General features: G+C 28.8%; 29 protein-coding genes. 22 read left to right on the top strand and 7 right to left on the bottom strand.

Annotated features, from left to right (window positions below):
- The first annotated feature begins 73 nt into the window (after positions 1-73).
- From KGF39_RS02195 to ilvB, 3 genes are all read left to right on the top strand, one after another.
- The gene (locus tag KGF39_RS02195) at positions 74-313 is read left to right on the top strand and encodes an ACT domain-containing protein (protein ID WP_227821021.1); all 240 of its coding nucleotides are present in this window, start codon (positions 74-76) and stop codon (positions 311-313) included.
- Positions 314-597: 284 nt separating this feature from the next.
- Positions 598-1,587 carry a ketol-acid reductoisomerase gene (gene ilvC, locus KGF39_RS02190; protein ID WP_227821020.1) on the top strand — a complete coding sequence of 330 codons (990 nt, stop codon included), beginning with the start codon at positions 598-600 and terminating at the stop codon, positions 1,585-1,587.
- Positions 1,588-1,637: 50 nt separating this feature from the next.
- Positions 1,638-3,326 (top strand): biosynthetic-type acetolactate synthase large subunit, encoded by a 1,689-nt coding sequence (gene ilvB / locus KGF39_RS02185; protein ID WP_227821019.1) that lies wholly within the window; start codon positions 1,638-1,640, stop codon positions 3,324-3,326.
- A gap of 358 nt (positions 3,327-3,684) precedes the next feature.
- On the opposite strand, the gene KGF39_RS02180 is transcribed toward ilvB, so the two are convergent.
- The 6 genes from KGF39_RS02180 to KGF39_RS02155 form a co-directional block, all read right to left on the bottom strand.
- A complete protein-coding gene (locus tag KGF39_RS02180; protein ID WP_227821018.1) occupies positions 3,685-4,815 on the bottom strand; it encodes a site-specific integrase in 1,131 nt (376 codons plus the stop codon).
- Between the two features lie 81 nt (positions 4,816-4,896).
- Entirely contained in the window at positions 4,897-5,310 is a 414-nt protein-coding gene (locus tag KGF39_RS02175; RefSeq protein ID WP_227821017.1) for a type II toxin-antitoxin system HicB family antitoxin, read from the bottom strand.
- 51 nt (positions 5,311-5,361) lie between these two features.
- Entirely contained in the window at positions 5,362-5,544 is a 183-nt protein-coding gene (locus KGF39_RS02170) for a type II toxin-antitoxin system HicA family toxin (RefSeq protein ID WP_227437508.1), read from the bottom strand.
- Between the two features lie 103 nt (positions 5,545-5,647).
- The gene (locus KGF39_RS02165; RefSeq protein ID WP_227821016.1) at positions 5,648-6,154 is read right to left on the bottom strand and encodes an ImmA/IrrE family metallo-endopeptidase; all 507 of its coding nucleotides are present in this window, start codon (positions 6,152-6,154) and stop codon (positions 5,648-5,650) included.
- Between the two features lie 75 nt (positions 6,155-6,229).
- Entirely contained in the window at positions 6,230-6,778 is a 549-nt protein-coding gene (locus tag KGF39_RS02160) for a helix-turn-helix domain-containing protein (RefSeq protein ID WP_227821015.1), read from the bottom strand.
- 11 nt (positions 6,779-6,789) lie between these two features.
- Positions 6,790-7,401, bottom strand: coding sequence for a helix-turn-helix transcriptional regulator (locus KGF39_RS02155; RefSeq protein ID WP_227821014.1), 612 nt, complete (start codon positions 7,399-7,401; stop codon positions 6,790-6,792).
- Positions 7,402-7,543: 142 nt separating this feature from the next.
- On the opposite strand from KGF39_RS02155, the gene KGF39_RS02150 reads away from it, so the two are divergent.
- Genes KGF39_RS02150 through KGF39_RS02140 form a run of 3 tightly spaced genes read left to right on the top strand, consistent with a single transcriptional unit; the run spans position 7,544 to position 8,810 of the window.
- Complete coding sequence (locus tag KGF39_RS02150; RefSeq protein ID WP_227821013.1) at positions 7,544-7,777, top strand: helix-turn-helix domain-containing protein; 234 nt, start codon at positions 7,544-7,546, stop codon at positions 7,775-7,777.
- 2 nt (positions 7,778-7,779) lie between these two features.
- Entirely contained in the window at positions 7,780-8,580 is an 801-nt protein-coding gene (locus KGF39_RS02145) for a phage antirepressor KilAC domain-containing protein (RefSeq protein WP_227821012.1), read from the top strand.
- 47 nt (positions 8,581-8,627) lie between these two features.
- The gene (locus KGF39_RS02140; RefSeq protein ID WP_227821011.1) at positions 8,628-8,810 is read left to right on the top strand and encodes a hypothetical protein; all 183 of its coding nucleotides are present in this window, start codon (positions 8,628-8,630) and stop codon (positions 8,808-8,810) included.
- On the opposite strand, the gene KGF39_RS02135 is transcribed toward KGF39_RS02140, so the two are convergent.
- On the bottom strand, positions 8,768-9,004 hold the full coding sequence (locus KGF39_RS02135; protein ID WP_021365377.1) for a hypothetical protein: 237 nt from the start codon (positions 9,002-9,004) through the stop codon (positions 8,768-8,770). The two genes, KGF39_RS02140 and KGF39_RS02135, sit on opposite strands and share 43 nt — an antisense overlap.
- A gap of 169 nt (positions 9,005-9,173) precedes the next feature.
- Here KGF39_RS02135 and KGF39_RS02130 point away from each other — a divergent pair, with 169 nt between their 5' ends.
- The 16 genes from KGF39_RS02130 to KGF39_RS02065 all read left to right on the top strand — a co-directional run bounded on the left by KGF39_RS02130 (position 9,174) and on the right by KGF39_RS02065 (position 17,107).
- Positions 9,174-9,566, top strand: coding sequence for a helix-turn-helix domain-containing protein (locus KGF39_RS02130; RefSeq protein WP_227821010.1), 393 nt, complete (start codon positions 9,174-9,176; stop codon positions 9,564-9,566).
- Positions 9,553-9,714, top strand: a complete 162-nt coding sequence (locus KGF39_RS02125) for a hypothetical protein (protein ID WP_227821055.1) — start codon at positions 9,553-9,555, stop codon at positions 9,712-9,714. The genes KGF39_RS02130 and KGF39_RS02125 overlap by 14 nt, the downstream gene beginning before the upstream one ends.
- A gap of 147 nt (positions 9,715-9,861) precedes the next feature.
- Positions 9,862-10,104 (top strand): hypothetical protein, encoded by a 243-nt coding sequence (locus KGF39_RS02120; RefSeq protein ID WP_021365380.1) that lies wholly within the window; start codon positions 9,862-9,864, stop codon positions 10,102-10,104.
- Between the two features lie 78 nt (positions 10,105-10,182).
- Positions 10,183-10,464, top strand: coding sequence for a hypothetical protein (locus KGF39_RS02115; RefSeq protein WP_054273560.1), 282 nt, complete (start codon positions 10,183-10,185; stop codon positions 10,462-10,464).
- Positions 10,451-11,089: an ERF family protein gene (locus tag KGF39_RS02110; RefSeq protein WP_054273561.1), complete on the top strand. Its 639-nt coding sequence runs from the start codon at positions 10,451-10,453 to the stop codon at positions 11,087-11,089. Before KGF39_RS02115 ends, KGF39_RS02110 begins: the two co-directional genes overlap by 14 nt.
- Before the next feature lie 9 nt (positions 11,090-11,098).
- Positions 11,099-11,995, top strand: a complete 897-nt coding sequence (locus KGF39_RS02105) for a DnaD domain protein (RefSeq protein WP_227821009.1) — start codon at positions 11,099-11,101, stop codon at positions 11,993-11,995.
- 19 nt (positions 11,996-12,014) lie between these two features.
- Entirely contained in the window at positions 12,015-12,434 is a 420-nt protein-coding gene (locus KGF39_RS02100; RefSeq protein ID WP_227821008.1) for a single-stranded DNA-binding protein, read from the top strand.
- 29 nt (positions 12,435-12,463) lie between these two features.
- Entirely contained in the window at positions 12,464-12,826 is a 363-nt protein-coding gene (locus tag KGF39_RS02095) for a hypothetical protein (RefSeq protein ID WP_054273563.1), read from the top strand.
- Positions 12,826-12,960, top strand: coding sequence for a hypothetical protein (locus KGF39_RS19795; protein WP_255643221.1), 135 nt, complete (start codon positions 12,826-12,828; stop codon positions 12,958-12,960). Before KGF39_RS02095 ends, KGF39_RS19795 begins: the two co-directional genes overlap by 1 nt.
- A 278-nt stretch (positions 12,961-13,238) precedes the next feature.
- On the top strand, positions 13,239-13,436 hold the full coding sequence (locus KGF39_RS02090) for a hypothetical protein (protein WP_227821007.1): 198 nt from the start codon (positions 13,239-13,241) through the stop codon (positions 13,434-13,436).
- Between the two features lie 26 nt (positions 13,437-13,462).
- A complete protein-coding gene (locus KGF39_RS02085; protein ID WP_021362351.1) occupies positions 13,463-13,879 on the top strand; it encodes a DUF1064 domain-containing protein in 417 nt (138 codons plus the stop codon).
- An 18-nt stretch (positions 13,880-13,897) separates the two neighbouring features.
- Positions 13,898-14,398: a hypothetical protein gene (locus KGF39_RS02080; RefSeq protein ID WP_021362352.1), complete on the top strand. Its 501-nt coding sequence runs from the start codon at positions 13,898-13,900 to the stop codon at positions 14,396-14,398.
- Between the two features lie 263 nt (positions 14,399-14,661).
- Positions 14,662-14,793, top strand: a complete 132-nt coding sequence (locus tag KGF39_RS19790; protein ID WP_022617019.1) for a hypothetical protein — start codon at positions 14,662-14,664, stop codon at positions 14,791-14,793.
- 14 nt (positions 14,794-14,807) lie between these two features.
- Complete coding sequence (locus KGF39_RS02075) at positions 14,808-14,984, top strand: hypothetical protein (protein ID WP_021365388.1); 177 nt, start codon at positions 14,808-14,810, stop codon at positions 14,982-14,984.
- 427 nt (positions 14,985-15,411) lie between these two features.
- Positions 15,412-15,852, top strand: a complete 441-nt coding sequence (locus KGF39_RS02070) for a terminase small subunit (RefSeq protein WP_021365389.1) — start codon at positions 15,412-15,414, stop codon at positions 15,850-15,852.
- Positions 15,842-17,107 (top strand): PBSX family phage terminase large subunit, encoded by a 1,266-nt coding sequence (locus tag KGF39_RS02065; RefSeq protein ID WP_227821006.1) that lies wholly within the window; start codon positions 15,842-15,844, stop codon positions 17,105-17,107. The genes KGF39_RS02070 and KGF39_RS02065 overlap by 11 nt, the downstream gene beginning before the upstream one ends.
- The last annotated feature ends 2 nt before the right edge of the window (positions 17,108-17,109 follow it).

Genomic DNA, 17,109 nt, shown 5'->3' with positions numbered 1-17,109 from the left:
TATTTTAAGCAATATAAAGTAATTTAATCCATATAAAATCAATAAAAAATAATAAAAATAAGGAGGAATTTTTATGGAAAATACTGTATCTGCTAAATTAAACCAAGGAATAGATTCTTTTTTAAGAGTGGCTATGACTCTAAGAAGAAGAGAAGTTGATATACAATCAATAAGTATGACTGTAGACAATATGAATAACTCAGGTATAAAATTAATAGTAAATGAAGAAAAGACATCCTTAGATTCTGTCTTAAACCATATGAAGAAACTACATGATATAAGAGAGATAACTGTTGAGAAAATGAGACACTAATTAAATCTGCTTTATAAAAATAAAAACTAAAGATACTCATTTTAAAATAAAAAACCAAAGATAAATATTAAATAAGAAAAATCTTAGATTTAAAATACAAGTATCATTAAACTTATGGGTTTATCACAATTAATAAAAACTGAAAATTCTAAAAATATACTTTAAAAGTTATATAAATTGAGGAATAGAATTTGCTGAACAGTATTAAGTCGATGATAATGAGTATGAATTTCTAATAAAAATAAATATCATAAAATAAGAGAAAGTATTGGGAGGAAATTAAAATGGCAAAAATGTATTATGAAAATGATGTGAACTTAGAGGTTTTAAAAAATAAAAAGGTTGCAGTTTTAGGTTATGGAAGCCAAGGTCATGCACATGCACAAAATCTTAGAGATAATGGTGTAGATGTAGTGATAGGACTTTATGATGGAAGTAAATCAGCACAAAAAGCAAAAGAAGATGGATTTGAAGTTAAGAGTGTAGCAGAAGCTACAAAAGAAAGTGATTTCACAATGCTGTTAATACCTGATGAAAAGCAAAAAAAAGTTTATGAAGAAAGTGTAAGGGATAACTTAAAAGAAGGTCAAACATTAGCATTTGCACATGGATTCAATATACATTATAATCAGGTACAACCACCAGAATTTGTTGATGTTGTAATGGTAGCTCCTAAAGGACCTGGTCACCTAGTTAGAAATGTATTTACAAAGGGAAGTGGAGTTCCTGCATTATTTGCAGTATATCAAGACTACACTAAAAAAGCTACAGAGACAGTTTTAGCATATGCAAAAGGTATAGGAGCAACAAGAGCAGGTGTTTTAGAAACTACTTTTAAAGAAGAAACAGAAACAGATTTATTTGGAGAACAATCAGTACTTTGTGGTGGAATAAGTGAACTTATAAAATTGGGATATAAAACACTTGTAGATGCAGGTTATCAAAAAGAAGTAGCATATTTTGAATGTCTACATGAAATGAAATTAATAGTCGACCTTATATATGAAGGTGGATTTGAAAGAATGAGATATAGCATAAGTGATACAGCAGAATATGGAGATTATGTATCTGGCAAAAGGGTAATAACTGATGCAGCAAAACAAGGTATGCAAGATGTTTTAGAGGATATACAAAATGGAAAATTTGCAAAGGCATGGATTAAAGAGAATGAAGAAGGACGTAAAAACTTCCTAAAAACTAGAGAAGCAGAATATGCTACAGAAATTGCTGAAGTTGGCAGAAATCTAAGAAGTATGATGTCATTCTTGAAATAAATATATGAAATGGATTAGTTTGAGGGAAAGAGTGGTGCATAGTAGTGCGTATGAATGGAGCAAAGGTAATTTTAGAATGTTTAAAGAAAGAGGGAGTTGACACGGTATTTGGATATCCTGGTGGAGCAGTGATACCTCTTTATGATGCTCTATACGATTATTCAGATGATTTTAAGCATATAAGGACATCCCATGAACAAGGTTTGGTTCATGCAGCAGATGGATACGCAAGAAGTACTAATACAGTGGGTGTTTGTTTTATAACATCTGGTCCAGGAGCAACAAATGCTATAACTGGAATAGCAACAGCTTTTATGGATTCCTCACCTATGGTTGTAATTTCGGGTCAGGTTCCAACGAGTTTATTAGGTAAAGATTCTTTTCAAGAAATTGATATAACTGGAGCAACATTATCTATGACAAAACATAATTATTTAGTTAGAAATACTAAAGAATTAGTTCCTACAATAAAAGAAGCTTTTAAAGTTGCAAATTCAGGTAGAAAAGGACCTGTACTTGTAGATGTTCCAAAAGATTTATTTTTAGCAGAAATGGATTTTAGTGATGAGGATTATGATTTATGTCAAATAGATGATGATATAGATTATAAAAGCGATTTTGGTCTAGATGATGAAACTAATGCTAAGCTCTTAAATGAAGCAATAGATATCATAAAAGAATCTAAAAGACCTATAATATATGCTGGTGGAGGAGTTAAGTCTTCAGATAGTGAGGAGATTCTTGAAAAATTTGCAATTAAAATAGATACACCTGTATTAAATACACTTATGGGTCTTGGCAATATAGATAGAAAAAATGAACTATCTCTTGGAATGGTTGGAATGCATGGAAGTAGAGAAAGTAATTTAGCCCTTTCTAATTCAGATTTGGTTATAGCTATAGGTGCAAGATTTAGCGATAGAGTAATAAGTAAAAGTTCAGAATTTGCTAAAAATGCAAAAGTAATACACATAGATATAGACCCGTCTGAAATAAGTAAAAATATAAAATCTAATGTATCTCTAGTTGGAGATTTGAAGTTGGTTCTTAGTTTACTACTTGAAGGAGTTGAGAGTAAGAATAATAGTAGTTGGAAAGAAGAGATAAAGACATTTAGAAAGAGTGAGGGTGTACAAAAATATGAATTTCATCCACAAAACATACTTAAAAAAATAAATGAGAAATATGAGAAATTAGAAAATTCTACTATAGTAGTAACTGATGTTGGTCAACATCAAATGTGGGCCGCCAAATACTGGAATTTTAAAGGTAATAAAAGTTTTATAACATCAGCAGGACTAGGAACTATGGGCTTTGGTTTAGGTGCAGCTATTGGAACTAAAGTCGGTAATGTAGATAAAAATGTGGTTTTAGTCACTGGTGATGGAAGTTTTAGAATGAACTGTAATGAACTAGCTACAGTTGCAAATTATAATGTACCTATACTTATTTTACTACTTAATAATAGAACATTAGGAATGGTAAGACAATGGCAGAAGTTATTTTCTAATCAAAGATATTCTCAAACTGACATTAATGAAAACGTGGATTATGTTAAACTAGTAAATGCCTATAATATTGATGGATATAAGGTATCCGATATGGAAGAATTAGAAAAAGTTCTAGATGTGATAGATTTTAATAAACCCGTGTTTTTACAATGTGATATAGATAAGGATTATGATGTTTATCCTATTGTAGCCCCTAATGATGCATTGGAAAATTTGATATGTAACTAAAATTTACACTGAATATTGATAAAGTTTGTTATTAAAATTTTATTGATATTCAGTTTTTTTGTTTAAAGGTATATTGGTATTTTTATTTTTATAGATAAATTACTGAGTATCTAAATAAGTACTTATTAAATTTTAATTATAAAACTTAGAATAATATTACAACTTAAGTAAATATTAAGTTTTATTCGTTAGAATTATTATTAATACCTTATATTAGTTATGGTTGTTATATACTCTAAAGCCTTGAAATTACAAGTATATAGATGATTATATAAATTTGATAATTTTAGCTTTTAAAATAGATAAATTAGATTTTGCCACCCATTTGCCACCGTATTATATTTTTGGGTGGCAAACTCTAATTTGTAATTTTTTCAAATATATCTACAGTTTCATTTTTCATTTTATCAGTTACATGTGAATAGGTATCCATTGTAGTTGATAGTTGGCTATGACCCAAACGGTTTTGTATGTCTTTAATGTTAGCACCATTTTCTAATAATAGGGTAGCATGTGCATGTCTTAGAGAATGGAAATGAAAGTCATTGTTTAAAGCTACTCGAATTTGTCTTACTATAGTGTCCAAAGTGTGAGTATTCACTTGTTGACCATTTTCTTTGGTACATACCCAATCACTATCAAAGTAAAATTCTCCATATTTTAATTTCATTTTCTTTTGATATAATTTATGTTCTTTTAATGCCTTTATTAAAGTGTCACCTGTGAATATAGTTCTGCAAGAGCTTTCTGTTTTTGGTTGCCCTAATTCAAACATTCCATTTGGCTTTTTAATCAAAGTATGCTTTACTGTGATAGTTTTATTATCAAGGTCTATATCATCCCATTTTAGTGCAATAATTTCACCCCTTCGCATACCAGTATGAAATCCAATTAGTAAAACTATACGTTGAAATGAATCTTGAGGAAATATATTTAGTATTTGATTAAATTCTTCTAATGTAATAGTTTTAATTTTATTAGTTTCTGTTTTAGATTTAGTTTTTGGTATGCTTACATATTGCATAGGGTTTTCTCGTATGTGTTTGTAAGGGTGGACTGCTGATTTTAATGACCTATGTAATATGGCTTTTAATACTTGTAATGTATTTTGAGAGTAATCCTCTTTGTACTTTTTGTTTATGAAGTTTTGTAGTATTGCAGGAGTTAAAGCTTTTATTTTGTAAGCTCCTAGCTTTGGCTTTATATGTTTTTCTATGTTTATTCGGTAGCTTTCTTGAGTGTTGTATTTACAATTAAGTAAGACATATTCTTTGTACCAAAAGTCTAAGTAGTCTGATAAGCTGATGTTGCTTTCTTCAAATACTATGCCAGAGTTTTCATATTCACTTAGTGCTTCTCTTAATGCTTTTTCTGCTTCTTTTTTAGTATTGCCTCCAACTCTTTCTACTTTTTTTCTTTTTCCTTCTACTATGCCTAGGTCAAAGTAGTAATACCATTTGTTACTTCTTTTTCTTACTCCACCTTTCATAATAGTATCCCTCCTTTTTAGAATGTATGTTTGTTTGGTATTTATATAAAAGAGCAGATTGACTGCTCTTTATACATCTATTTATACTCTTTTTTTCTCTGTTATACCTAGAACTTCTTTTAAACCTTCTTGTAATATTTGTGAAAAATTGATTTTATGTTTCATAGCTTCTTTATTTAACCAGTATGGTAAAGTTAGATTTTTATTAACAGTTTTATTGTTCATTTCTTCTCTAACAATAGGCATATAGACACTAATAGGAATTAAAAATTCTCCTTTTTCTAGTTCTATATCCTCTGGTTTCATTAAATTAGGAACATCTTCTTCATCTTCTTCAAGTCCCCATAAAAATAACTCTAAAACTTCTTTGGCATTTTTCATTCCTTCTTCAATAGTATCACATTCAGAAAAGCAACCTTCAAGTTCTGGAAAAGATATGCAATAGCCACCTTCTTCAGCCACAGTAAATTTTGCAAAGAACAAATATTTATCCATTTAATCACCTCGATTTGTTGTATAATAAGATTGTAAGGGGTACAAGCTGGGCTATTTAAGCCCTGCTTGTTTTAAGATATTGTTTAGTGTTCCGAGTTTGAAGTCTTTGTTATGTATTGGAACTGATATCTTACCTTTTTTGGTTGGGTGTTTTAGATAAAGATGTGAGCCTCTTTGTCCAACTTCTACCCAACCATTTTGTTTTAATATTTTTAATAATTCTCTAGGTTTCATATGCACCTCCTTACAATTATATTATAACACGCATTAATAATGCGTGTCAATAAGAAGGCGTATATTTGTAAAAATATTTAATCTATAAAAGTAGAATAAAATTCTAAAAGATATTTTCGTATATATAAAAGTTAGGTAAATTGGTTAATATTAAAAATCTGTTATTTCCTAAGTCTAACATGTTTTTCTTTCTTGATAGAAATTCTAATCTTTTTAATAAGAATTCAACACTAACCTCTAGTATTTCAGCTATTTCATATACACAGGTTATATTAGAGTTGATAATATGTATAATCTCTTCTTCTGTTATAAGAAATTCGCATGCCCACTTTAAAGCTTTATTTTCACATTTGTCTATCATGATTTTACTGCTGTAGTCTTTATTTGGAGATATGTAATTTCCAATACTGGTAAAATGATGTCCTAATTCTTCTGCCAGTATTTCTATTAGCTTAGTCTTGTTTTGCTTTAATGAATTAAGCAATGATATAATTTTTAGACCTTGTTTGTTTATATACAATCCTTTTATGTCATCTGCTATTTTGTCAGTGTAGTAAATTTCTATTTCTTCATTATTTGCTAAGTCTAAAAGTGCGTCTAGTTTGTTCATGGAAATCCCCCTATAAAAAGAATGTATGTGTTACTTTTTTATATATAAAGAGCAGGTGTTAACTGCTCTAAATATTCATTTTTTATATCTATCAACTAAAAACTCTATGTAGCTATTAATATGTTCTTGAGCTTCTTTAGGTAAACTTTCATAAGATTTAATTATTTTGGATATTTCATCAGTAGTTGTGTAATTTTCAATTAAGGTTTTGCCAAGTAGATAATCAACTGACACATTAAAAAATTCTGAAAGTCTTAACAAGTCTTCTTTAACAGGTTCTCTTTTGCTAGTTTCTAACATAGCAATTTTGCTTAGTGAACAATTAAGTAATTTTGATAATTCTGCTTGAGTTAATTCTTTTTTCTTTCTTAATTCTTTTAACCTTATTGGAAAAGTTGAACTCAAGTATTTTGTTAATTGATTTGAATCATCTATGTTAATTTTTCCAATTAAGTAATCTGTAGATACTCCAAAATAGTCTGAGCAATCTTTAATAAATGATTCTTTTGGTTCTCTTAATCCATTTTCAATCCTAGATAAAGTAGACTTATTTATACTTAAGTCTGTACTTAATTTATCTAAAGAAATTCCTTTTTCAGTTCTCAATTTTTTTAATATTAACATAGATTCAATCCTTACTTTTTATATTTATTCATTAAAAATTCAATATAATCATTAAGCTGTTCTTGTGCTTCTTCAGGTAAATCCTTATGTGGATTTGCTTTGTGTGCGGCTACAGTATCTATATGCTTTCTAACAAGTGTTGTGCCTAAAAGATAATCTGTTGTAACATCAAAATAATGAGCAAGTTTTACAATATCATCACTTGGAGGTGAACTAAGATTATTTTTATATTTGTATAATAAATCTTCTTCTATTTTTACTTCTTGACTTAATATATCTAATGGTATTTTTTTTTCTTGCATCAATCCATTTAATCTTTTTGAAAAAATGGGATTTAAAGATTGATTTATTTTAAAAGAATCATCATTTTCTATTTGTGTAGAGACACCTTTTCCAATTTTGCCTAATTTAAGAAGTAGTTCATCCAATGTTAAATTTAAGGCTAGACTGATTTTTTCTAATGCATCAAGTGTGGGTTCAACTGCTTTTCCATTTCGAGGGTCTTTACCCTTTTCAAGTTTATCTATATAAGTATGACTAAGATTACATAAGTTAGAAAAATCTCTAAGAGAGAGCTTATTTTTTTCTCTATATTCCTTTATTATTTCACCCAGTTTTTGCATATATTTCACCTCTTATGATTTGATTTAATATGATTATATCAGAAAAGTGTTAACTATTGTTGACAAATTTTCAAAAAATAGTAAAACATAGTTGACATAAAAATAAAAACGCTGTATACTATGGTTAACAGAAGGCGAGGAGGTGGCTAAAATAACTAATAATTTATATAAAGCAAGAAAAGAGCTAAATTTTTCGCAAAGTAAATTAGCACAAAAGGTAGGAATATCAAGACCATATCTATCAAAAATTGAAAATGGTATGGTTAAACCATCAGCAGAAATAACATATAGAATATCTATAGAATTAGGGAAAAGCATAGAAGAAATTTTTTTTACAGATTCAGTAAATTATGATTTACAAGATGGGAGGAAATAATTATGAATAATTTGCAAGTTATAATTAAAAACGGAAAATTTTTAGTTGAAAGTAGAGATGTAGCAGAGTTAATAGAAAAGAAACATGATAACTTATTAAGAGACATAAGAGGATATAAAAAGATTATAGAGGACTCATCAAATTTGAAGAGTCAAGATTTCTTTATAGAAAGTACTTATGTAAATGCTCAAAATAAAACTCAACCTTGTTACTTATTAACTAAAAAAGGTTGTGATATGGTTGCTAATAAAATGACGGGAGAAAAAGGGATTGTATTTACAGCAATTTATGTAACTAAGTTTGAAGAAATGGAGCAAGTATTAAAAAATGAACAACCTAAACTACCAACTACGTATAAAGAAGCGTTACAACACCTTATAGAGCAAGTAGAAGTAAATGAGAAATTACAACTAGAAGGGAAAATGAAAGACCAAGTAATAAAAGAATTAAAGCCAAAGGCAGATTACACAGATATGATATTAAAAAACAAAGGTCTTGTCACTATAACTCAAATAGCAAAAGACTATGGAATGTCTGGAAAAGAAATGAATAAAATACTTCATGAAAGAGGAATTCAATACAAACAAAGTGGGCAATGGCTTTTATATAAACAATATCAAGGGAAGGGATACACTCATTCAGAAACAATAGACATAACTAGAAGTGATGGAATGACTGATGTAAAAATGACAACTAAGTGGACTCAAAAGGGAAGATTGTTTTTATATGATTTATTGAAAACAAATAATATATTACCAGATATAGAAAAAGAATATAGTTATCAAACTTCAATGTTAGGTTAGTACTTAGAAAATTGGATTCAAAATATATAAAAGAGAGGTGTATTTTAATGAATGAAAAGGATACAAAGATTACAGAAAAAGATTTACACTATATTGCTGATTATCTTCTGAAAGAGTCTGATATAGGGAAAAGATTGGCTTTGCTTGAAGAAAAAACAAAGCCAATAAAAATAGATGAAATAAGCGACTATTTATCTAAAAGAATTTCAGATAAGACTTCTTTAACATAGTTTTTAGTAAATGCAATATTCTCAAAATAAAAAAACATACAAAGCTCTGTATTACTTATTTCACTAGCAGATTTTTCTTTTAGGGAAATAAATTCACTAATTTTATTCCTAAGAAGTGTTTCATCTGAATATTCACTTTTTAGTATTCTGTTGTACACTTCGTCGCAAATTTTATTTAACTCGTCCTTATTCATATTTTCACCATCCTTTGCTTATGTATTGGAAGTATGTGGGAATACTTCTTGAGTCAATTATAACATGAGGTATGGAGCTGAAAATAATATATATAGGATTTTGGTAATAATGCGTAGATATAAAATTAATTTTATATATTTCATTAAAAAGAGGGGAGAAAATTTTCACATGGATATTTCTGAAAGTATAGCAAAACAATTTAGTGATAGTTTAAAAAGTTTAATAGAAATAGAGATAAATAAACAAGAAACAGATAGAGTTAAGAGTCAAACTGTTGAGCAAAAGGTAAAAGTACTGGAGCCTAAAGACATAGTTGTTTTAATAAAAAGAGGTTATCCAAATTACTTGATAACAGTAGAAGAAGCAAGGGGAATTTTAAAATTAGATACAGTTTTTATGCGTAGGTTAGTGAGCACAGGTTTGATAAAATCACTTGTTAGAGGTGATGGTAGAAAAATTTCAAGATATGAAGTTGATGATTTTATTGAAAGAAATCAAGGTAAAAACTTGGATGAACTTTTAAAAGCAGCAGAGAGAGGGGATGAAATTGTTAAGCCTTAATACTAATAAGAATAATATAGTAACTCTTAAAAAAGATGGAAAAGTTATAGCAGACATAGTATTTAAAGATATTAAAACTGGTAAGAAAATATCGGTTGGAGTATTAAATAAAAAGTGCTGGTCAAATAACCAACACACAAAAAAATAAAAAATAAAATATAACACAAACAAATTATAGCACAAAAAGAATGGATTTAGAATAGGTAATATAACATTCTAAAGGGTTTAATGTGTAATAATTGTAGCAATTTAGAATGTAGTTTATATAGATAGTAATAAATTGGGAGGGATTTAAATGGAAGCAGCTAGACTAATAGCAATAGGTCAAATTAAACAAGCAGAAAAAGAAATATGTAAATTACAAGGTACAAAAAATAATAGTAGTTTAATGTGGTGGGAAGCCGTAAAATTTGCTAGTCAAAATATATTAGAGGGTCTTGAACATGACATTGAGTTAGAAGCTTCTATTGAGTTTAGAGAAGCTATGATGTATCAAGAAGAACTTGAAAAAGATAGACCAATAGATGTCCAGATATAAAAAAAGAGCCTTCGCACAGGCTCTAAGTGAAAATAAGTTACAAAAATTATAACTATATTATAACATAAGGGGGAATAAATGAAAACAAAAAATGAAATAATTAAGGATTTAGAAGATAGATTATTTTTATTAAGATTTACAACAGTAGATGAAGTAGATTGGGATGTAAAATTTGGACAAATATCAGCATTAGAATCTTGCATAGATAAACATAGAAAAGGATGTACTTTGGAACAATTCAAAGAACATTTAGAGGAATACAAATTACAAGGGAACTATGGTGATTATATAGATGGTTTTGTGTCAGTTTTAGAAAGAAATATTAGAGAAATGGAGGGAGAAATTGATGGAAGTGAATAATATTTACATAAAATTGATGGATGTAAGAATTAAGTTTAATAAATTAGATATAAAAAAGAGTGGTCAAAACAAGTTTGCTAACTTTAAATATTTTGAGTTAGCAGACTTCTTACCTCAAGCAACAGAACTGTTACAAGAAGCTAAATTATGCCCTATAGTGACCTTCACAAATGATTATGCAACCCTAACATTGATTAATGGAGAAAAACCAACAGAAGAGATAATATTTACTTCTCCAATGAGAGAATTACAATTAAAAGGCTCTAATGAGTTACAAGCATTGGGAGGAATTGAAACATATCAGACAAGATATTTGTACATTCAATTATTAAATATTACAGAAAATGATACTTTTGATGCTACTAGTGGAAAAGAAGATTATAAAAGAAATGACTTAGGAACTTTCTCTAGTAAAGCAAATGAAAATAATCAAATAAAAATAAGTCAAAATCAAATAAAAAGATTGTTTTCAATAGGAAATACAATAGGTAAGGATTCAGATAGGGTAAAAAGTGAAGTGTATTATAAGTTTAATAAAGAAGTTAAGGATTTAAGCAAACAGGAATATGACCAGATATGTGTTGGATATGAGAAATTACAAAGGGAAAAAGGAATAATTAAGTAGGTGAATTTCTTGAAGGACAGAGACAAAGCAACTATAGAGAAAGGAAATATACTTAGTGATGGGTATGGTCTTTCACCACAATTGGTAGCTAGAGATTCATGGCTAACAACAGGAGCAAGAGCTTTATATTTCTATCTATCCAGTTTTGCAGGAGCAAGTGGGACATGTTATCCATCAAGGGATATTATGACTCATGAACTTGGTATAAATAAAGATACTTTTAGTAAATATCTAAATGAACTAAAGACGAGTGGTTATATAAAAGTATATAAAAATAAAACTAGGGAAGGAAGGATGCAAAATAATATATATGAGGTAGTATTTGATAGAAACTATATAGAAAGTCATATATCCATTAGATGTAAGAAAGAAAATAAAAAAAAACCATGTCCGAAAAAAGCAGACATGGAACCATGTCCGAATTTACCGGACATGGTTCAACCGGACATGGAAAAGTCGGACACTATAAGTAACAGTATTATAAATAACAGTTTTAAAAGTAGTATGTATATAGAGCAAGCTGTGGATAACTCTTTAAAAGAATTTAAGAAGCTATATGAAGAAAATATAGGAGTAGTATATCCAGTCACAGCTGAATGGTTATTAGAAGTATCTAATGAAGTAGATATAAGAGTATTTAAAAGAGCTATAGAAATATGTGTTGAAAGAATGAATATGAATTTATCATACTTAAAAGGAATCCTTAAAAAGTGGAAGGATGCAAATATAACTACATATGAACAATTAGAATCATATAAATTACAACATGAAAATAAAAAGTTAAAAAAAACTAATAGTGCAGTAAGCAAAAATAAGTTTGCTAATTTTGAACAAACATTTACTCAATACAGTAACAAAGAATTAGATGAAATTATAAAGAAAAGCCAAAAGGCTAAGTTTAAATAATATTGATGGAGGTATTAAAATGAATCAAGTTGTATTAGTTGGGAGATTAACTAGAGACCCAGAACTCAAATACATACCAGGAACAGGTACAGCAGTAGCATCATTTACAATAGCTATAGATAGAAACTATATAAATAAAGAGGGAAAAAGGGATACTGACTTTATACCAATAGAAGTAATAGGTAAATCAGCTGAATACTGTGCAAATTACATAATAAAAGGGAAGCTAGTAGCATTAGAAGGGAATATAAGAGTTGACAATTATCAAACTCAATCAGGTGAAAAAAGAACATTTACAAAAGTCAGTACAAAATCAGTACAATCATTAGAAAGCAAGAGTAAATCGAGTAATTCATATAAAGAGAGTATACAAGATGAAACAATAGGACTAGACCCTCAAGGATTTGAAATTATAGATGATAATGAGCTACCATTTTAATCTGAAAAAATAAATATGAGGTGAAATAAATGTTTAAAGTAGAAAGGTATTTTAGTGGCTCAGTAGTGGACAACCTTATTGAAGATGACCTTACATGTAGAAACTACTTAGCATTATATTGTTGCTTGTTGGGAATCACAAAAAATGGAAAAAAGGTATATCCTAAGCCAGAAAAAATGTTAGCTGAGTTTGGAGTAAAGAAGGACAGAAAAATAAAAAAAGAGTTACCAGTAAGAATTAGAAATGTTAATACAGGGGAAGTAAAAGAATTTGAGTCTATAGATGGTGCAGCCTGTTTTTTAAGGTTAAAATATCAAGCAGTTTATCAAGCTATTAAAAAGAAAAGTAAAACTAGAAGTGGCTGGAAAGTTGAATACATTGAGGAGGAATAATGGAAGTTTCAAGGACAGAATATACAATTAAAAGAGCAAAAGAGTTATATGACACTGGAGAAGATATATTTACTGCAATAGACAAAGCTAGAGAAGAATATGAGGAGATGTTGAGAAATGAATATTTTAACTAGTATTGTGCTCATAATAAGTAGCTTTATAGTTGGAAGAGTTTATGAGTATAGATTAAATCTAAAAGAGTGTGAAAATTGTTATAACAAATATCATGAAAAATGAGAAAGAAGTGGTTTTATGAATAAAAGAATAATTTGTAATTGGTGTGGCAAATTATTTTACATCCCAAAACAGTCTAAAAGAATTTACTGTTGTAAAAGATGTGAGAGAAAGGCTAATAAAAGCAATAGAGAACAGCAAAATTAATTTTAAACAATAAAACTATGGGGGAATAGCAATGAATAAGTTTCAAAAAGCAGTTTCTCAAATGGTGAAGCAAGAGGAAAAAGAAAACTTGTGGCAAGGGTATGAAAATTGTAGAGTAGGTAGAAGTATACCAAGTTCAATAAGAAGATATGTAAAAGGATTTGAAAAGTTTGGATATAGTGTACATGAGGTTTATGAATTTATAAATGATGTTAATAAGTATGAGTAATTTTAAGCGATAAAGGGAGTATTTGATTGAGTAAATACAATAATAAGAAAATTGTAATAGATGGAATTAAATTTGATAGTAAAGATGAGTCAGAGTATTATTTATATTTAAAAGAAAAAAAGGAAAATGGAGAAATAAAAGACTTTGGACTTCAACAAAAGTTTGAATTACAACCTAAATTTAAAAAAGATGGAAAAAGCTATAGAGCTATTACATATACAGTTGATTTTGCCATATACAAATGGAATGGTGAAGTCGTTTATATAGATGTGAAAGGGTATAGTACACAGCAGGGTGAACTTAGAAAAAAGCTTTTTGACTATAAATATCAGGACAAAAAATTGATATGGATTGCTAAAAGCAAAAAATATGGGGTAGATGGTTGGATAGAATATAGTGAACTTAAGAAAAAGAGAAAAGAAAATAAGAAAAAGGTAGCTTAAATAAATCGGGGTGATGTTATGGCAAGTAAAGTTAAAAAGGAGTTTTTTATGGCAACTAAAAAACACCTTGAGAACTACAAACAACTACATATTAATATTGAAAGTCTAAAACTTCAAATAAAAAATCTTAAAGAGTTCCATTTAGGTGATTTTATGCAAGGTTTAAGCTATGACAGCATTCCTATAAGTAAGACTAATTCAATAAGTAATCAAGTTGAAAATGAGTTAATTAATCTTGAAGAAAAGATAATAGAAAAACAGATAGAATTATATGAAATGGAAGCACTAAAATATACAATAGATGTATCCATAAGCAATTTAAAACCTATACATAAACAAATTATAAGGTATAGGTATATTGAAGGCTTAGAATGGAGTTTAATAGTTGATAAAGTATACTTAGAAGAAAGACAATTAAGAGAAAGAGCTAATCAAGCCATTAGTTCAATATCAATAGCCTTGTTTGGCAAGAAAGCACTAATAGAGCAAGAACCATTATTTAAGATGTTAGATTTATAGGCAGTGAATAGCTGTCTATTTTTTTTACTAAAAAAAGGAAAAAAGGTATTGATTATGTCGGTACGACGCGATATAATATAAATATAGAAAGGAGGTGAAAGAAGTGGTCAAAAAAATAAAAGAGTTCGGCAAAGTTGTCAAAGCCCTTACCGAACTTGTTCTTGAAATAGGTACACTAATAGCCGTTATAAAAATGGTATTAGATAGCCTATAAGACTTTAGAAGGGGAGTCAGCACCTTCCCTTCTAATTAAATAATAATACATGACCACTCAAAATACAATGGGAAAATATAAGGAATTAATTACAGAGTTAGGGAAATTAAGTTTTGGTATAGTTAAATTAATTGGTGCAATAGCATTATTAGTATTTGCTATAAAATATTTATTTTCCTAGAGGGAGAGAAAGAAATGGAGAAAAGAATATTGAAAGTACTCTTATCAAAAAGTGGCTCGGGCTCACTAAGTCCTAAAATAAGTCTACCAGCCACATGGATTAAAGAAATGAATATCACACAAGAAGAAAGAGAAGTTGAAGTTTATTTTGAAAACAATGAAATTAGGATTAAAAAGAAGGACCTAGATTAAATTCTAGGTCTTTTTATTGCCGTTTTTCTGCCGATTTTACAATTTAAAATGTGAGATAATAGTATTGTGGAAATGAATATTTCTCTCTCAAAACTAAATATATATGTGGGCTAGGTAAAGGGATTCACCTAGCTTATATGAACAAACTAGGCAGGGCATGAGGATGCTGTAAGTTCAATTCTTACTATGTTCAAACTTATTAATACACTATATGTAGATATGCTGGATTAAAACGGAATTTAATTCAAATGTCTAAAAGAGTGGGGCTTGGTAACCTCACTCAATTTGCAAGGACTGGTGTGTAATCTTAGGTTCGATTCCTAAAACTTGCTCCCTTAAATATAATATGTATCCCCTAAGAATAAGACTTTAGATTAAATTTAAAGTCTTATTTTTTTATTTATAAAGCAAATAAAGAGGTGGTGGTATGGCAGATTTGACTGAAAAACAAAAAAGGTTCTGTGATTATTATATTGAAACTGGTAATGCAACAGAAGCATACAAGAAAGCATACAAAAATAACAATCAAAGAACATCAGAAAGCAATGGAAGTAGACTGCTGAGTAATGATAAGGTAAAAAATTACATTGATGAAAGATTAAAACAAATTGAATCAAAGAGGATAGCAGATGCAAAAGAAGTTATGGAGTATTTAACAAAGATACTAAGAAATCAAGAGCAAGAAGAAGTTGTAATAGTATCAGAAAATGGTCCTGAAATAATAAAAAAAGATGTAAGTATAAAAGATAGAAATAAGGCAGCTGAATTATTGGGTAAAAGGTATGCTTTATGGACTGAGAAGGTTGATTTAGATGGAAATGTTGGTGTAACTATAATTGATGATGTAGGTAATTTAAATGATGGATAGAAAAATATCTGAAATAATAAATAAGAATTTTTATGACTTTTGGAAAGTAAGTAATAGTAACAAATACCTATATCATGTATTAAAAGGTGGAAGAGCTTCAGCTAAGTCAACTCATATAGCCTTTTGGTTAACTATGGCTATGGTCAAATATCCAGTAAATACTGTCTGTTTTAGGAAAGTTGGTAATACAATAATGGATAGTGTGTATGAGCAATTGAAAGAAACTATAGAGATATTTGGTTTAACCCATTTATTTCAATTTAAAAAATCCCCAATGGAAATTATTTTTATTCCAAGAGGAAATAAGTTTATATTTAGAGGGCTTGATGACCCACAAAAGATAAAATCTATAAAATCAGCTAAGTATCCAATTGCTTTTGCATGGTTTGAAGAGGTTGCAGAAATAAAAACAGAGGATGAGTTATCTATGGTAATTAATTCAGTGTTACGTGGAGAATTACCAGACAAATTGAATTATAAAATATTCTTATCATATAATCCTCCAAAAAGAAAACAATCATGGGTTAATAAGAAATTTGAAACACATACATTACCTAAAAATACATATGTTCATCACAGTATTTATTTAGATAATCCTCATATATCAAAGGCTTTTATTGAAGAAGCTAATGAAATTAAAATAAGAAATGAGTTTAAATATAGATGGGAGTACTTAGGAGAGCCAATTGGTTCTGGAGTAGTCCCTTTTTCCAATTTAGAGTTTAAAACAATCACAAATGAAGAAATATTCCATTTTGACAACATAAGGCAAGGTAATGACTTTGGATATGCAACAGATCCTATGGCATTTGTAAGACTGCATTATGACAAAAAGAAAAGAATTATATATTTTATAGATGAAATATTTGGGGTGAAAATGTCTATAAGAGAATTAGCTTCTAAGATTAAATCAAAAGGATATGATGACTTTAGTGTTATTTGTGATAGTGCAGAACCAAGAAGTATTGCAGAGCTTAGAGAATATGGAATAAAAGCATTGAAGGCTAAAAAAGGACCTGGTTCAATCGAATTTGGAGAGAACTGGCTGGATGATTTACAAGCAATAGTAATAGACCCAAACAGAACTCCAAATATAGCTAGAGAATTTGAAAATATAGATTATCAAACAGATAAGGATGGGAATGTAAGAGCTAAGCTAGAAGATAAAGACAATCATTCAATTGATGCAACAAGATATGCATTAGAGTTAGATATGAAAACACATGGAAGAGAAAGAAAATATAACAGTAGATAGGG

Source organism: Clostridioides sp. ZZV14-6345 (genome assembly GCF_020657775.1).
Taxonomy (GTDB): domain Bacteria; phylum Bacillota; class Clostridia; order Peptostreptococcales; family Peptostreptococcaceae; genus Clostridioides; species Clostridioides difficile_D.
Note: the sequence above shows the minus strand (reverse complement) of the source record. Positions and strands in the feature narration are given on the sequence as shown.

What these genes read in the sequence shown, in the direction of transcription:
- KGF39_RS02195 (WP_227821021.1), top strand. Translation starts at nt 74, where the DNA reads ATGGAAAATACTGTATCTGCTAAATTAAACCAAGGAATAGATTCTTTT.
- ilvC (WP_227821020.1), top strand. Translation starts at nt 598, where the DNA reads ATGGCAAAAATGTATTATGAAAATGATGTGAACTTAGAGGTTTTAAAA.
- ilvB (WP_227821019.1), top strand. Translation starts at nt 1,638, where the DNA reads ATGAATGGAGCAAAGGTAATTTTAGAATGTTTAAAGAAAGAGGGAGTT.
- KGF39_RS02180 (WP_227821018.1), bottom strand. Translation starts at nt 4,815, where the DNA reads ATGAAAGGTGGAGTAAGAAAAAGAAGTAACAAATGGTATTACTACTTT.
- KGF39_RS02175 (WP_227821017.1), bottom strand. Translation starts at nt 5,310, where the DNA reads ATGGATAAATATTTGTTCTTTGCAAAATTTACTGTGGCTGAAGAAGGT.
- KGF39_RS02170 (WP_227437508.1), bottom strand. Translation starts at nt 5,544, where the DNA reads ATGAAACCTAGAGAATTATTAAAAATATTAAAACAAAATGGTTGGGTA.
- KGF39_RS02165 (WP_227821016.1), bottom strand. Translation starts at nt 6,154, where the DNA reads ATGAACAAACTAGACGCACTTTTAGACTTAGCAAATAATGAAGAAATA.
- KGF39_RS02160 (WP_227821015.1), bottom strand. Translation starts at nt 6,778, where the DNA reads ATGTTAATATTAAAAAAATTGAGAACTGAAAAAGGAATTTCTTTAGAT.
- KGF39_RS02155 (WP_227821014.1), bottom strand. Translation starts at nt 7,401, where the DNA reads ATGCAAAAACTGGGTGAAATAATAAAGGAATATAGAGAAAAAAATAAG.
- KGF39_RS02145 (WP_227821012.1), top strand. Translation starts at nt 7,780, where the DNA reads ATGAATAATTTGCAAGTTATAATTAAAAACGGAAAATTTTTAGTTGAA.
- KGF39_RS02140 (WP_227821011.1), top strand. Translation starts at nt 8,628, where the DNA reads ATGAATGAAAAGGATACAAAGATTACAGAAAAAGATTTACACTATATT.
- KGF39_RS02135 (WP_021365377.1), bottom strand. Translation starts at nt 9,004, where the DNA reads ATGAATAAGGACGAGTTAAATAAAATTTGCGACGAAGTGTACAACAGA.
- KGF39_RS02130 (WP_227821010.1), top strand. Translation starts at nt 9,174, where the DNA reads ATGGATATTTCTGAAAGTATAGCAAAACAATTTAGTGATAGTTTAAAA.
- KGF39_RS02120 (WP_021365380.1), top strand. Translation starts at nt 9,862, where the DNA reads ATGGAAGCAGCTAGACTAATAGCAATAGGTCAAATTAAACAAGCAGAA.
- KGF39_RS02115 (WP_054273560.1), top strand. Translation starts at nt 10,183, where the DNA reads ATGAAAACAAAAAATGAAATAATTAAGGATTTAGAAGATAGATTATTT.
- KGF39_RS02110 (WP_054273561.1), top strand. Translation starts at nt 10,451, where the DNA reads ATGGAAGTGAATAATATTTACATAAAATTGATGGATGTAAGAATTAAG.
- KGF39_RS02100 (WP_227821008.1), top strand. Translation starts at nt 12,015, where the DNA reads ATGAATCAAGTTGTATTAGTTGGGAGATTAACTAGAGACCCAGAACTC.
- KGF39_RS02095 (WP_054273563.1), top strand. Translation starts at nt 12,464, where the DNA reads ATGTTTAAAGTAGAAAGGTATTTTAGTGGCTCAGTAGTGGACAACCTT.
- KGF39_RS19795 (WP_255643221.1), top strand. Translation starts at nt 12,826, where the DNA reads ATGGAAGTTTCAAGGACAGAATATACAATTAAAAGAGCAAAAGAGTTA.
- KGF39_RS02090 (WP_227821007.1), top strand. Translation starts at nt 13,239, where the DNA reads ATGAATAAGTTTCAAAAAGCAGTTTCTCAAATGGTGAAGCAAGAGGAA.
- KGF39_RS02080 (WP_021362352.1), top strand. Translation starts at nt 13,898, where the DNA reads ATGGCAAGTAAAGTTAAAAAGGAGTTTTTTATGGCAACTAAAAAACAC.
- KGF39_RS19790 (WP_022617019.1), top strand. Translation starts at nt 14,662, where the DNA reads ATGACCACTCAAAATACAATGGGAAAATATAAGGAATTAATTACAGAG.
- KGF39_RS02075 (WP_021365388.1), top strand. Translation starts at nt 14,808, where the DNA reads ATGGAGAAAAGAATATTGAAAGTACTCTTATCAAAAAGTGGCTCGGGC.
- KGF39_RS02070 (WP_021365389.1), top strand. Translation starts at nt 15,412, where the DNA reads ATGGCAGATTTGACTGAAAAACAAAAAAGGTTCTGTGATTATTATATT.
- KGF39_RS02065 (WP_227821006.1), top strand. Translation starts at nt 15,842, where the DNA reads ATGATGGATAGAAAAATATCTGAAATAATAAATAAGAATTTTTATGAC.